The organism is Conexibacter sp. DBS9H8, assembly GCF_023330685.1.
Classification (GTDB): Bacteria; Actinomycetota; Thermoleophilia; order Solirubrobacterales; family Solirubrobacteraceae; genus Palsa-465.
The window spans coordinates 3,206,538-3,218,692 of sequence record NZ_CP097128.1; the positions used below are offsets into that span (position 1 = coordinate 3,206,538).

Here is a 12,155-nt window from a genome sequence, read left to right on the forward strand (position 1 = left end):
CGACTACTTCTTGTGCTTCTTGGGAGCCGGCGTCTGGACGACCGCGACCGTCTCCCCGGCCTTGAGGCGGATCACGAAGTGGCCGTTACGCTGCGGGGTCCCGAGGACACGGAAGTGACCGGTCTTCGTATCAAAGACGAGAACTTTCTCACCCTTCTTGATCGCGCGGCTCGAGAAGCTGACGGTGACGGGCTTCTTCACCGACGTGTACCGGGCGCCCTGGCGCAGCTGGATCCCGAAGGCGGTGATGATCTTGTCGCGCTGCAGGTACTTGGGAAGGTCCCGCCGGATGACGGGGATCTTGCCGCCGGTGATCGCGATCTGGAGGTGCTTGGCCGCCCCCTTGGGCTCGGAGATGACGAGGGTGCCACCGCCGTGCCTGACCTTGAACCTCCCGCCCTTGGGCCCGAAGGTCTTGACGGTGAGCACCGCCGAGAACCCGGTCGGAGTGCCGCTCGAAGTGCCGGTCCCCCCGTACCCGGACCCGGCCGCCATGGCAGGACCGGCGGTGGCAAGGGCGATCGCCGCCGCTGAGGGGCCCAGCAGGCGGAGCCTACGTGCAGTCAAAAGGCGCAAGGAACTTCCTCCCTCCGCGAGCCAAGGCGTTCTGGCCACGGACGTCGTTGATCGTCATTGATGGTACCTCGTGTGACCGCCCCACTGCCCGCTCGGTCCCGATACCACGAAATGTGAGTATTGCAGGCTACCGTCAGGTGTCAACCCTGCCGCCGAGCACCCGGGCCCCGCCGTACCCGACCGCGGCGAGGTAGAGGCCGTGCGCGGGGGCGGTCGGGCCGGCCTCGGCCCGGGGGCGGCCGGTGAGGAGGGCGCGAAAGTCCTCGACGCTGCGGTGCTGGCGGGCGACCTGGAGCATCGTGCCGACGAGGATCCGGTTCATGTGGCGCATGAACGTGTCGGCCTCGATCGAGAAGACGAGCTCGCCGCCGGGGCGGACCTCCCAGCCGGCCGCGTAGACGTCACGGTCAAAGCGGACGTGGTAGGTGTCGCTCGGGGTGAAGGCGCGGAAGTCATGGGTACCCACCAGCGCGGCGGCGCAGGCGTGCAGAGCGTCGAGATCGACCGGGAAGCTCCAGTGCAGAACACGGCCGGTGAGCAGGGCGCTACGGCCCCGGCGGGCGAGCACCCGGTAGGTGTAGGCCCGCGAGGTCGCGTCAAAACGGGCGTTGAACCCGTCCGGGGCCGCCTCCACGGCGAGCACGGCGACATCGGCGGGCAGCAGGGCGTTGAGCCCGTCGGCCGCGACGGGCGGACCGACATAGGAGGCGACCTGGGCGAGGGCGTGGACGCCCCGGTCGGTGCGGCCGGCGACGGTGAGGGTGACCGGCTCGGGGAGGAGGACGGACAGGGCCGCCTCGACTTCGGCCTGGACGGTGCGCACGCCCGGCTGGGCGGCCCATCCGGAGAAGCCGCCGCCGTCATACTCGATGATCAGGCGCGTCGTGGCCATCAGCGCAGAAGAGCCCGTCAGGGCTCGCCGACTGCGTCCGCCCGTCGTGGCGGACGCAGACCAGGCACTCCGCGGGGCGCCGGGTTGGATCTCAGACGAGCTCGAGCAGCACCATCTCAGTGCTGTCGGAGCGGCGCGGGCCGAGCTTGAGGATCCGGGTGTAGCCGCCGGGCCGCTCGCTGTAGCGCGGAGCGACCTCTTCAAAGAGCTTGTACACGGTGAACTTGTCCTGGCCGAGGGCGGACAGGGCGAGGCGGCGCGAGTGCAGGTCACCGCGCTTGGCGAGCGTGATGAGCTTCTCCAGCTCGGGCTTGACGGCCTTGGCCTTGGCCTCAGTCGTCTCGATGCGTTCGTGCTCGATGACCTCCTTGGAGAGGTTCATCAGCAGCGACTTGCGGTGGCTGGCGCTGCGGCTCAGCTGATAGCGGTTCTTCTGGTGACGCATGTCGGTCGCTCCGTGGAAACAGGGGTCTGAGGTCAGCCCTCACGCAGGCCAAGGCCGCGCGAGTGAAGGGTCTCGATCACCTCGTCAATCGACTTCTTGCCGAAGTTCGGGATCGCGTTGAGTTCGCCCTCGGTCTTGTTGACGAGGTCACCGACGGTCTGGATCCCCGCCCGCTTGAGGCAGTTATACGAACGCACCCCGAGCTCGAGCTCCTCGATCAGGATGTCATCCATCGCGTTGGGCGTCCGGCCACCGGGCGCGCCGTTGGCGACCCCGGCCCCGGGGACCCCGCCGAGCATGCCGGTGTCGAGCGCGCCCGCTCCGGTCGCCCCCTCCCGGATCCGCAGGACCGCGTCCTCATCCGTGAAGATCGCCAGCTGCTGGATGAGGATCTCCGCCGCCTCGCGCAGCGCGGCGTGCGGGTCGATCGAGCCGTCGGTCTCGATGTCGAGGGTGAGCTTGTCAAAGTCGGTCTTCTGGCCGACCCGGGCCTGCTCGACGTTGTAGGCGACGCGGCGAACCGGGGAGAAGATCGAGTCGATCGGGATGACGCCGATCGGCTGGTCCGCAGACTTGTTCTCCTCCGCCGGCCGGTACCCGCGACCCCGTCCGATCGTCAGGTACACCTCAAGCTTGGTCCCCTTCTCCAGGGTCGCGATGTGCGCCTCCGGGTTGAGGATCTCCACGCCGGAGGGAAGGTCGATGTCCTTGGCGGTGATCTCACCGGGACCACTCACGACGAGCGGGGCCTCAACCTCGGTCGCGTCCGAGTGCATGCGGCAGACGATCCCCTTGAGGTTGAGAACGATGTCAGTGACATCCTCCTTGACCCCGGAGATCGTCGAGAACTCGTGCTGGACACCCTCAATCCGGACGCTCGTGACGGCGGCGCCGGCGAGCGAGGAGAGCAGGACGCGACGCAGGGAGTTGCCGAAGGTGTAGCCAAAGCCCCGATCCAGCGGCTCGATCGTGAACGAACCACGGTTCTCTTCGACGGACTCGGTGGAGATTCTGGGGACCTGGAAGTCAAGCATTCGCGCGTGTTCCTAGCTGTGGTGGTTAAGGCGCCGCCGCGCTGCCCGGCGGACGGCAGAGTCGGCGCCGGCGGGACGGCCAACGAACGCCCCGCACGCGCCTCAAATCGGATTACTTCGAGTAGAGCTCGACGATCAGCTGCTCCTGAACCGGAGCGGCGATCTCACGACGCTCGGGCTTACGCAGCACCTTGGCCGTCAAGCCGTCGTGATCAGCTTGGAGCCAGGCGGGGATCTGACCGGTCAGTTCGGTCGCGTCCCGGATCACCTGAATGATGCTGCTGTCGACGGAGGCCTGGTGGATCGCGATCACGTCCTCATCCCGGAGCTGGTAGCTGGGGATGTTGACGCGGCGACCGTTGACGGTCCAGTGCCCGTGCAGGATGAACTGGCGCGCCTGGCGGCGCGAGACGGCAAAGCCGAGGCGGACGAGGACGTTGTCGAAGCGCAGCTCAAGGGCGCGCAGCAGGTTCTCACCGGTGATCCCGGGCTGGCGCGACGCCTTGTCGTAGTAGATGCGGAACTGCTTCTCCAACACGCCGTAGTAGCGCTTGGCCTTCTGCTTCTCGCGCAGCTGCACCCGGTACTCGGACTGCTTCTGGCGCCCGCGCCCGTGCTCTCCGGGCGGGTAGCCGCGCCGCTCGACACCGCACTTGTCGGTGAGGCAGCGCTCGCCCTTGAGGAACAGCTTCTGGCCCTCACGCCGGCACTGCTTGCACTGAGCTCCCGTATCTCGAGCCATTCTCTACACCCTCCGGCGCTTGCGCGGACGACAACCGTTGTGAGCCTGGGGCGTGACATCCTTGACGCCCGTCACCTCGAGCCCGGCCGCCTGCAGGGAACGGATCGCCGTCTCCCGCCCGGACCCGGGACCCTTGACAAAGACCTCGACCTTCTGCAGGCCGTGCTCGATCCCCTTGCGGGCAGCCGCATCCGCGGTCACCTGAGCGGCGAACGGGGTCGACTTGCGTGAACCCTTGAACCCGGCACCGCCGGCGGATTCCCAGGCGATCACGTTGCCGTCCCGGTCGGTGAGGGAGACGATCGTGTTGTTGAAGCTCGTCTTGATGTGCGCCTGCCCGACGGGGATGTTCTTGCGAACTCGACGCCGACCCGCACGGGGACGTTTGGCGGCGGGCATTACTTCTTGCCCGCCTTCTTCTTACCGGCAACCTGCATGCGCTTGGGCCCCTTGCGCGTACGCGCGTTCGTCTTGGTGTTCTGGCCGCGGACGGGCAGGCCACGCCGGTGGCGCAGGCCGCGATAGCAGCCGATCTCCTGGAGGCGCTTGATGTTCTGGCTGCGCTCACGGCGGAGGTCGCCCTCCACCACCAGGGAATTGTCGATCAGATCGCGGAGGCGGACGACCTCGTCCTCGGTGAGGTCACGAACCTTGCGGTCCGGCTCGATCCCGAGTTCGGAGAGCAGCTTGCCCGACGTCGGCCGGCCGATGCCGAAGATGTAGGTGAGGCCGATCTCCACCCGCTTGTTGAGCGGGATGTTCACTCCTGAAATACGCGCCATCGAGCTAGCCCTGCCGCTGCTTGTGTCGCGGGTTGGAGCAGATCACCAGCACGCGACCGTGCCGGCGAACGATCTTGCATTTTTCACACATCGGCTTGACCGACGGTCTTACTTTCACGTCGTCTCTCTCGTCGTGAGGATTTGTGACAATGGATCCCGGCCCGGCTCTGGCAACCGTTGCGGCTGCCGCTACCGGCGCTGGGATGTGGTGACAGCGCAAAAACCGCGCAGCCGACGCATCCGGGGATAGTAGCAGCAGGCTTGTCGCCGTCTGCGCCGCCCCAGCGAACCCTTCATGCTAGACGTTCAGGAGGCGGAGCGGGACCGCAACGCGGGGCCGATGGGCTCTGTCGCAACTCTTAGATACACGGGAGACGATTAACCGACCATGGCCAGCAGATCCGAACAGAAGGCGCAACTCCGTGCCGAACGCCTCGCCCAAGAGCAGGCCCAGGCCGCCGCGGAGGCCCGGCGCAAGCGCCTGGCGATGATCGGCGGCGTCATCGTCGTCGCGGTCGTCGTCGCGGTCGTCGCGATCGCGATCAGCTCCTCCAGCAAGAGCACGAGCGCGGGTGCGGCGACCAAACTCACCTCCAAGACGACGCTCGCGACCGACCAGCGGGTCAACGCGCTGCTCGCCGGCATCCCCCAGGAGTCAGACAACGTGCTCGGGAAGCCCAACGCACCGGTGACGATCATCGAGTACGGCGACCTCGAGTGTTCGGTCTGTGACGCCTTCGCGCTCCCGACCAACGTCAACACGTCCAACGGCACGCCGGGCAGCGGGGTGGAGGACCAGATCATCAACTCACTCGTCCGCACCGGCAAGGCGAAGTTCGTCTATGACGCCCTGGACACGGCGACCTCCAACGGCGTCACCCCGAACGAGTTCGTGCCCCAGCAGGTCGCGGCCTACGCGGCCGGCCTGCAGAACAAGGCGTGGAACTACATCGAGCTGTTCTACAACGAGCAGGGGCAGGAGGGGACCAACTACGTCAACCAGAGCTACCTGGACGGGATCGCCAAGCAGATCCCCGGGCTCAACTACAGCCTGTGGAAGCACGACCTCACCCTGTCCTCGCTCAAGGCCCAGGTTCAGGCCGACGTCACGCGGGGGACGAAGCTCGACGTCCAGGCCGGCGCGGGTGGCGCCTCGACCCCGAGCGTCCTCGTGTCCGGCAAGAAGGGCCTCTCCTTCGTCACCGCCGGTATCCCCACCTACACCCAGGTGGTCAACGCCGTCAAGGCCGAGTCCTAACGCCCGGCCCCAGACGCCCACGCCGGGCCGCCTCCTCAGGCGGCCCGGCTCCCGGCGCTCTCATGCCAGGGGGTGAGGATCCGCGGCCCCGTCTCCGTGACGGCGATCGTGAACTCGAAGTGGGCCGCGAGCGAGCCGTCCGTGCTGAAGATCGACCAGCCGTCCCGGTCGACCCGGACGGTGTGGGTGCCGACGTTGACCATCGGCTCGACCGCGAGCACCATCCCCGGCTCGAGCCGGATGCCCGCCCCCGGTCGGCCGTAGTTGGGGACCTGGGGGTCCTCGTGCATCGCCCGGCCGACCCCGTGCCCGACGAGGGTGCGGATGACGCTGAAGCCGTGGGCCTCGACGTGGCGCTGGACGGCGTGGCCGATGTCACCGAGGTGACGGCCGGGCCGGCACTCCTGCACGGCAAGCAGCAGCGACTGCTCGGTCACCTCCAGCAGCGCCTGGGCCTCGGCGGAGATCGGTCCGACCGGGAAGGTGCGGGCGGCGTCGGCGACCCAGCCGTCCTTGACGACCCCGATGTCGACGGAGAGGATGTCACCGCGCTTGAGCTTGTAGCGGCCGGGGATGCCGTGGACGACCATGTGGTTGGGGCTCGCGCAGATCGATCCGGGAAAGCCACGGTAGCCCTTGAACGCGGGGACGCAGCCCTGGGAGCGGATGAATCTCTCGGCGGCCTCATCCAGGGCGCTCGTGCTCACCCCGGGCCGGATCTTCGCGGCGAGGAGGTCCATCGTCTGGACGAGGACCGCCCCGGCGGCGGCCATCGCGTCGATCTCCGCCGCTGACTTTGTGATGATCGCCACGGGCAACCGCCGCCGGACGGGTTAGACGTTGTCTTCGAGCTTCAGGGTGGCGATGACGGCGCGGATGTGGTCGTGCACGGCCACCGGGGGACGGGTGCCGTCGACACGGCGGAGGATGCCCTGCTCGTCGTAGTAGGCGATCAGCGGCTCGGTGTTGTCGTGATATTCGGCCAGGCGGTTGCGGACGACCTCGGGACGGTCGTCGTCGCGCTGGATCAGGCGGCTGCCGTCCTGGTCACAGACACCGTCGTTCTTGGGCGGGTCGTAGTCGACGTGGTAGAGGTGTTCGGCCTTCACACAGACCCGGCGTCCGGAGATGCGCTTGATCACCTCCTCATCAGGGACGTCGATGAGGAGGGCGGCGGTGAGATGACGGCCCTCGGACTCGAGCCGCTCCGACAGCGCCTCGGCCTGGGGGATCGTGCGAGGGAAGCCGTCGAGGATGAAGCCGTCCTGGACGTCGTCCTCGTCGAGGCGGCTGGCGACGAGCTCCAACACGAGCTCGTCCGGGACGAGGCCGCCGTCGGCCATGATCGCCTTGACCTCACGCCCGAGCTCGGTCTCGTTCTGGACGTGGGCCCGGAAGATCTCCCCGGTCGCGACGTAGGGCAACTTGAAATCGTCGCGCAACTTGTCGGCCTGAGTGCCTTTGCCGGCCCCGGGTGGACCGATCAGAATGAGATTCAGCTCCGACATCAGGCGGACGATCTTATCGGGCTCGTACGGGGCCGATGCGCCGGTAGGCGCCGGAGGCCCTCCCGGGCCGGCTCTGGCCGACCGGAACGGCGATCCTCACCGGCGAACCAGCCGGGTCGCCTGCCCGTCCGGATCGGGGTTTCGATGAACCGGTCCGAGAGCGCCGCGAGCGGGAGGGCGGTGGCGAGGGTGAGTGCGAACACCGCCACCGGCGGGAGGGGCCCGAGCTCCTGGACGAGCAGGTTGCGCAGCAGCAGGTGGATGAGGTAGAGGCAGTAGGAGACCCGCCCGATCGCACGCAGCGGCGCCGCGCTGATGAGCCGTCCGACGAGCGTGTCGGGCACCTCCACGAGCAGGATCAGCGCCGGGAGGGCGAGCGCCGCGGCGCCGAGATAGATGCCGCGGGGGCTCCCCGGGTTGGCTCCGAGCAGCAGCCACAGGAACGCGCCGAGCAGGGCGAGCATCGTCAGCTCGGTGAGGCGACGGCCGGCGTGGAGGTCGAGCATCCGGAACCGCCAGACCAGCGAGCCCAGACAGCCGAGCAGCAGTTCGGCGCCGCGGTCCAGCGGCGAGAAGTACGCGTTGAAGCGCGGCAGTCCGCCGATGAGGACGGGGCCGAGCAGGAGGAGGGCGGCGATCGCCACGAGCAGCAGGCCGAGCAGGCGCCGCGGACCCCAGCTGAGGCGGAGGGCGAGCATCAGCGCGAGGGGCCAGAGCAGGTAGAACTGCTCCTCCTGGGCCAGGGACCAGGTCGGGTTGAGCGCGCCGAGCGCTCCGCCGTGGTCGAGGTTGAGCGCCGCCACCCAGTTGTTGGCAAAGCCGGCGGTGCTGAGCAGCTTGAGACCGATCCCCCAGCCGGTGAGCCGGTAGGCGAGGACATCCACGCTGAGGGCGAGAACACCGAGCAGGGCGAGGGGCGGCAGCAGTCGCCGGGCCCGGCGCAGATAGAAGCTGCGCAGGGAGATCCGCCCCGCGCGCTCCGCCTCCTCCAACAGAAGGGTGGTGATCAGGAACCCGGAGAGGACGAAGAAGACGTCAACACCGATGAAACCATGCCCAAGCAGGCCGGTGTGTTCACCGACGACGAGGAGGACCGCGACGCCGCGGACACCGTCGAGGACGGGCCGGCGGCCCAGTCGCCGGGGAGGCATTGCCGGACGGGACACCCTCTCAGAGGTACCCACATGTGCATCAGGTTAGTGTTCGGTGAACTGAAGGGTTTGCTCAACCCCGCGCCGGTGTCCCGCAACCCATCGCGGCCGGTCCGGGGGCCGGGCGAGGGCTATTTGAGGAAGCCCTCGTAGTTCCGCATCATCAGCTGGGCCTCGAGCTGCTTCATCGTGTCGAGGGCGACCCCGATCACGATCAGCAGCGCCGTGCCGCCGAAGGCGAAGTTTGCGCCGGTCTGGTCGATCAGGATCGTCGGAAGCGCGGCGACGAGGGCGAGGAAGATCGCGCCGGGCAGGGTGAGGCGCGCGAGGACGCGGTCGAGGAACTCCGCCGTTGGACGGCCCGGGCGGACGCCGGGGATGAACCCGCCGGCCTTGCGCAGCTCGTCGGCCTGCTCCACCGGGTTGAAGGTCACGGCCGTGTAGAAGTAGGTGAAGACGATGATCAGCAGGCACTCCCCGACGACGTAGTGCCAGCCTCCGGGTGCGAAGAAGTCATACAGCGACGTCCCGAACCCCCGGCGGTTCTGTCCGATGAGCTGACCGACGGTCGGGGGGATCGTCATCACGGTCGCGGCGAAGATCACCGGGATCACACCGGCCATGTTGATCCGCAACGGCATGAAGGTCTGCTGCCCCGACACCATCCGCTGGCCGATCTGGCGCCGGGCGTACTGGATCGGGATCTTGCGCTGGCCCTCCTGGACGAACACGATCGCAGCGACGACGGCGATGACGATGAAGGGCATCATCACCTTGAACGTCGAGTCGTTGGAGTTCCACCAGGAGGCGATCCCGGACGGGATCCGGGAGACGATGGAGGCGAAGATGAGCAGGCTGATCCCGTTGCCGATCCCGCGCTGGGTGATCAGCTCGCCGAACCACATCAGCAGGATCGTCCCGGCCGTCAGCGTGATCGCGATCAGGAACACCTTCGCGACGTTGAAGTTGGCGATCAGCGTCACGCCCGCCTGGGTCTCGAAGCTGCGGAACAGGAAGACGTAGCCGATCGACTGGGCGAAGGCGAGCCCGACCGTCAGGTAGCGCTGGTACTGGACGAGCCGCTCCTGGCCGGTTGGCTCCTTGCGCAGCTGCTCCAGCGACGGGACGACGACCTGCAGGAGCTGGAAGATGATCGAGCTCGTGATGAACGGCATGATCCCGAGCGCGAAGATCGCGATCCGGCCAAGACCGCCGCCGGAGAAGGTGTTGAGCAGCCCGAGGATCGACTGGCCGCCGAGCTCCTTCTGGATCTGGTTGACCGCGCCGGCGTTGATGCCGGGGGCTGGGATGTAGGAGCCGAGCCGGTAGAGGGCGAGCAGCGCCGCCGTGAACAGGACCTTGTTGCGGATCTCCCGGGTGCGGAAGGCACCGAGGATGGTCGTGATCATGGCGGCGGTGCAGCCTCGGCTCAGGCGCCGGCGTCGTCTCCGGCGCTGGCGCCGGAGACGCCCGCAGGCGCCTTGATGGCTTCCAGGACGACGGTGCCGCCGGCCGCCTCGATCGCCGCCTGAGCGGACTTGGAGACGCCGTGGGCGTGGACGGTCAGCGCCTTGGTCAGCTCACCGCGGCCGAGCACCTTGATCGGGACGCCCTTGCGGGTGCCAAGACCGGCCGCCTGCAGAGCCGCGACGGTGACATCCGCGCCGGCCTCAAAGCGCGCCTCGATGTCATCGAGGTTGACGGGCTGGGTCTCTGTCCGGAACGGCTCAAAGGGCATCGACTTCTTCATGTGCGGGCCGCGCAGCTTGCGCATCCGCATGTGAATGGGCATCTGACCGCCCTCGAACCGGGCCCGGTCCTTCGAGCCTGAGCGGCTCCCGTAGCCCTTCTGCCCACGACCGGAGGTCTTGCCGGTGCCCGACCCCTCCCCCCGGCCGACCCGCTTGCGCGGACGCCGGCTGTTGGGGGCGGGCCTGAGGCTGTGCAGGCCGATGTCCTCGGCCTTGATCTCTTCCGGGGTGCTCATGAGTCGTGGACCTCCACGAGGTGGCGGACCTTGTGCAACATGCCGCGGGTCGCGGCGTTGTCCTGAACCTCCACGGTCTGGCCGATGCGGCGCAGGCCGAGGGAACGCAGCGTGTCGAGCTGGCTCTGGTCAGATCCGTTCTTTGATTTGAACTGGGTGACCTTCAAAGTCGATGACGTACTCATGCCTCAACGGTCTCCTCGACGGGAGCTTCCGCGGGGTTCTCCTCAGAGACGGAATCCGCCTCCAGGCTCTCCCCCGCTGACTCCTCGGGGTTGTGGTTCAGGCCCAGCACCGCGTTGACGGAGAGGCCGCGGAGCTGTGCGACCTCATCCGGGGTGCGCAGCGACTCCAGCCCGGCCATCGTCGCCTTGACGAGGTTGATCGGGTTCTGGGAGCCGAGGCTCTTGGAAAGGATGTCGGAGATGCCGGCCAGTTCGAGGACCGCGCGCACCCCACCGCCGGCGATGACCCCGGTACCGGGGGCCGCAGGCTTGAGGAAGACGCGGCCGGCCCCGAAGATGCCGGTCGTCTGGTGGGTGATCGTCGCGCCGTGCTTGGGAACCCGGTAGAGGTTCTTCTTCGCCTGCTCGACGCCCTTCTGGATCGCGACCGGAACTTCGTTGGCCTTGCCGTAGCCGACGCCGACGACCTCCCGTTCATCTCCGACCACGACGAGCGCGGTGAAGGAGAAGCGACGGCCGCCCTTGACGACCTTCGCGACCCGGTTGATCTCGACGACCCGCTCTTGCAAGTCATATCCGGCTGCTGAAACTGTGCGTTCACGTGATGCCATTGAATGTGCCTGTCCAGGGTAGCGTGGGTGGATGGGCCCCTAGAGGACCTAGAAGCTCAGCCCGCCCTCACGGGCCCCGTCGGCGAGCGCCTTGACGCGCCCGTGGTACTGGTATCCGCCGCGGTCAAAGACGGCGCTGCTGATCCCGGTGGCCTGGGCGCGCTGGGCGAGCACCGCGCCGACCCGGGCCGCCTGCTCGACGCCGCTGAGGCCCTTGAACTCGGGCTCCGTCCAGTTGACCGCGGCGAGCGTGGCGCCGCTGACGTCGTCAATGAGCTGGGCGGAGACGCCGCGGTTGGATCGGAACACGGAGATCCGGGGCCGCTCGGCCGTACCGGACACCTTCGCCCGGACGCGACGCCGACGCTTGAGCCGGGCCGCCTGACTGGTCTTGACACTCATGCGCGCTTACCCACCTTCCGGGCCACGAACTCACCCTCATAGCGGATGCCCTTGCCCTTGTAGGGCTCGGGCTTGCGCTGCTTGCGGATGAAGGCGGCGATCTCACCGACCTGCTGCTTGGACGCACCGCGAACGGTGATGCGGGTCGGCTGGGGAACTTCGAACTCGATCCCGTCGGGAGCGGGGACGCTGACGGGGTGGCTGTAGCCGAGCAGCAGCTCGAGGTCACGACCCCTCAGCGCGGCTCGGTAGCCGACGCCCTGGATCTCCAGGCGCTTCTCAAATCCCTGGGTGACGCCGGTGACCATGTTGGCCACGAGCGTCCGCGTGAGCCCGTGCAGGGCACGGTGCTCGCCGCGGTCCGTGGGCCGGGTGACGACGAGCTGGTCGCCGTCCTGGGTGACGGTGATGTCGCGCTTGATGCGCTCGCGCAGCTCGCCCTTGGGGCCGTTGACGGTGATGAGCTCAGGCTCGATCAGGACAGTCACCCCTGCGGGCACTGGGATCGGTTGTTTGCCAATTCGGGACATGTACGGTTTCTCTTGTCTGTGTTGTGAGTGGACGCTCGATCGTGGGTTCCGC

Annotated in this window: 18 protein-coding genes; 1 reads left to right on the forward strand and 17 read right to left on the reverse strand. The window is 67.9% G+C overall.

Annotated features, from left to right (window positions below):
* Positions 1-3: 3 nt before the first annotated feature.
* The 8 genes from M3M55_RS15320 to rpmJ form a co-directional block, all read right to left on the reverse strand.
* Positions 4-495, reverse strand: coding sequence for a hypothetical protein (locus M3M55_RS15320; RefSeq protein WP_249010374.1), 492 nt, complete (start codon positions 493-495; stop codon positions 4-6).
* Between the two features lie 214 nt (positions 496-709).
* Entirely contained in the window at positions 710-1,468 is a 759-nt protein-coding gene (gene truA / locus M3M55_RS15325; RefSeq protein WP_249010375.1) for a tRNA pseudouridine(38-40) synthase TruA, read from the reverse strand.
* 91 nt (positions 1,469-1,559) lie between these two features.
* Complete coding sequence (gene rplQ / locus M3M55_RS15330; protein WP_249010376.1) at positions 1,560-1,913, reverse strand: 50S ribosomal protein L17; 354 nt, start codon at positions 1,911-1,913, stop codon at positions 1,560-1,562.
* A gap of 32 nt (positions 1,914-1,945) precedes the next feature.
* Positions 1,946-2,947, reverse strand: coding sequence for a DNA-directed RNA polymerase subunit alpha (locus M3M55_RS15335; protein ID WP_249010377.1), 1,002 nt, complete (start codon positions 2,945-2,947; stop codon positions 1,946-1,948).
* 112 nt (positions 2,948-3,059) lie between these two features.
* Positions 3,060-3,689 carry a 30S ribosomal protein S4 gene (gene rpsD, locus M3M55_RS15340; protein ID WP_249010378.1) on the reverse strand — a complete coding sequence of 210 codons (630 nt, stop codon included), beginning with the start codon at positions 3,687-3,689 and terminating at the stop codon, positions 3,060-3,062.
* Between the two features lie 3 nt (positions 3,690-3,692).
* Positions 3,693-4,088 (reverse strand): 30S ribosomal protein S11, encoded by a 396-nt coding sequence (gene rpsK, locus M3M55_RS15345; protein WP_249010379.1) that lies wholly within the window; start codon positions 4,086-4,088, stop codon positions 3,693-3,695.
* Positions 4,088-4,471, reverse strand: a complete 384-nt coding sequence (gene rpsM / locus M3M55_RS15350; protein ID WP_249010380.1) for a 30S ribosomal protein S13 — start codon at positions 4,469-4,471, stop codon at positions 4,088-4,090. Before rpsM ends, rpsK begins: the two co-directional genes overlap by 1 nt.
* Positions 4,472-4,475: 4 nt before the next feature.
* A complete protein-coding gene (rpmJ, locus tag M3M55_RS15355) occupies positions 4,476-4,589 on the reverse strand; it encodes a 50S ribosomal protein L36 (protein WP_249010381.1) in 114 nt (37 codons plus the stop codon).
* A 270-nt stretch (positions 4,590-4,859) separates the two neighbouring features.
* Between rpmJ and M3M55_RS15360 the strand changes: the two genes are divergently transcribed.
* A complete protein-coding gene (locus M3M55_RS15360; RefSeq protein ID WP_249010382.1) occupies positions 4,860-5,729 on the forward strand; it encodes a thioredoxin domain-containing protein in 870 nt (289 codons plus the stop codon).
* A gap of 35 nt (positions 5,730-5,764) precedes the next feature.
* Here M3M55_RS15360 and map read toward each other — a convergent pair whose 3' ends face one another.
* The 9 genes from map to rplF all read right to left on the reverse strand — a co-directional run bounded on the left by map (position 5,765) and on the right by rplF (position 12,103).
* The gene (gene map / locus M3M55_RS15365) at positions 5,765-6,541 is read right to left on the reverse strand and encodes a type I methionyl aminopeptidase (RefSeq protein ID WP_249010383.1); all 777 of its coding nucleotides are present in this window, start codon (positions 6,539-6,541) and stop codon (positions 5,765-5,767) included.
* A 21-nt stretch (positions 6,542-6,562) separates the two neighbouring features.
* Positions 6,563-7,228: an adenylate kinase gene (locus M3M55_RS15370; protein ID WP_371878772.1), complete on the reverse strand. Its 666-nt coding sequence runs from the start codon at positions 7,226-7,228 to the stop codon at positions 6,563-6,565.
* Between the two features lie 8 nt (positions 7,229-7,236).
* Positions 7,237-8,403: an acyltransferase gene (locus tag M3M55_RS15375; protein ID WP_249010385.1), complete on the reverse strand. Its 1,167-nt coding sequence runs from the start codon at positions 8,401-8,403 to the stop codon at positions 7,237-7,239.
* Positions 8,404-8,519: 116 nt separating this feature from the next.
* Positions 8,520-9,797, reverse strand: coding sequence for a preprotein translocase subunit SecY (secY, locus tag M3M55_RS15380; RefSeq protein ID WP_249010386.1), 1,278 nt, complete (start codon positions 9,795-9,797; stop codon positions 8,520-8,522).
* Positions 9,798-9,817: 20 nt separating this feature from the next.
* Positions 9,818-10,375 (reverse strand): 50S ribosomal protein L15, encoded by a 558-nt coding sequence (gene rplO, locus M3M55_RS15385; RefSeq protein WP_249010387.1) that lies wholly within the window; start codon positions 10,373-10,375, stop codon positions 9,818-9,820.
* Complete coding sequence (gene rpmD / locus M3M55_RS15390) at positions 10,372-10,560, reverse strand: 50S ribosomal protein L30 (RefSeq protein ID WP_249010388.1); 189 nt, start codon at positions 10,558-10,560, stop codon at positions 10,372-10,374. Before rpmD ends, rplO begins: the two co-directional genes overlap by 4 nt.
* Positions 10,557-11,171 (reverse strand): 30S ribosomal protein S5, encoded by a 615-nt coding sequence (gene rpsE, locus M3M55_RS15395; RefSeq protein WP_371878707.1) that lies wholly within the window; start codon positions 11,169-11,171, stop codon positions 10,557-10,559. The genes rpmD and rpsE overlap by 4 nt, the downstream gene beginning before the upstream one ends.
* A 48-nt stretch (positions 11,172-11,219) precedes the next feature.
* On the reverse strand, positions 11,220-11,573 hold the full coding sequence (gene rplR, locus M3M55_RS15400) for a 50S ribosomal protein L18 (protein WP_249010389.1): 354 nt from the start codon (positions 11,571-11,573) through the stop codon (positions 11,220-11,222).
* Positions 11,570-12,103 (reverse strand): 50S ribosomal protein L6, encoded by a 534-nt coding sequence (rplF, locus tag M3M55_RS15405; RefSeq protein WP_249010390.1) that lies wholly within the window; start codon positions 12,101-12,103, stop codon positions 11,570-11,572. The genes rplR and rplF overlap by 4 nt, the downstream gene beginning before the upstream one ends.
* Positions 12,104-12,155: the final 52 nt, after the last annotated feature.

Bases quoted from the DNA above. Each gene is read 5' to 3' on its own strand.
- rpmD (WP_249010388.1), bottom strand. From the start codon at position 10,560: ATGAGTACGTCATCGACTTTGAAGGTCACCCAGTTCAAATCAAAGAAC.
- secY (WP_249010386.1), bottom strand. From the start codon at position 9,797: ATGATCACGACCATCCTCGGTGCCTTCCGCACCCGGGAGATCCGCAAC.
- rplR (WP_249010389.1), bottom strand. From the start codon at position 11,573: ATGAGTGTCAAGACCAGTCAGGCGGCCCGGCTCAAGCGTCGGCGTCGC.
- M3M55_RS15320 (WP_249010374.1), bottom strand. From the start codon at position 495: ATGGCGGCCGGGTCCGGGTACGGGGGGACCGGCACTTCGAGCGGCACT.
- rplF (WP_249010390.1), bottom strand. From the start codon at position 12,103: ATGTCCCGAATTGGCAAACAACCGATCCCAGTGCCCGCAGGGGTGACT.
- M3M55_RS15335 (WP_249010377.1), bottom strand. From the start codon at position 2,947: ATGCTTGACTTCCAGGTCCCCAGAATCTCCACCGAGTCCGTCGAAGAG.
- rplQ (WP_249010376.1), bottom strand. From the start codon at position 1,913: ATGCGTCACCAGAAGAACCGCTATCAGCTGAGCCGCAGCGCCAGCCAC.
- rpsK (WP_249010379.1), bottom strand. From the start codon at position 4,088: ATGCCCGCCGCCAAACGTCCCCGTGCGGGTCGGCGTCGAGTTCGCAAG.
- truA (WP_249010375.1), bottom strand. From the start codon at position 1,468: ATGGCCACGACGCGCCTGATCATCGAGTATGACGGCGGCGGCTTCTCC.
- rpsE (WP_371878707.1), bottom strand. From the start codon at position 11,171: ATGGCATCACGTGAACGCACAGTTTCAGCAGCCGGATATGACTTGCAA.
- M3M55_RS15360 (WP_249010382.1), top strand. From the start codon at position 4,860: ATGGCCAGCAGATCCGAACAGAAGGCGCAACTCCGTGCCGAACGCCTC.
- rplO (WP_249010387.1), bottom strand. From the start codon at position 10,375: ATGAGCACCCCGGAAGAGATCAAGGCCGAGGACATCGGCCTGCACAGC.
- rpsM (WP_249010380.1), bottom strand. From the start codon at position 4,471: ATGGCGCGTATTTCAGGAGTGAACATCCCGCTCAACAAGCGGGTGGAG.
- rpsD (WP_249010378.1), bottom strand. From the start codon at position 3,689: ATGGCTCGAGATACGGGAGCTCAGTGCAAGCAGTGCCGGCGTGAGGGC.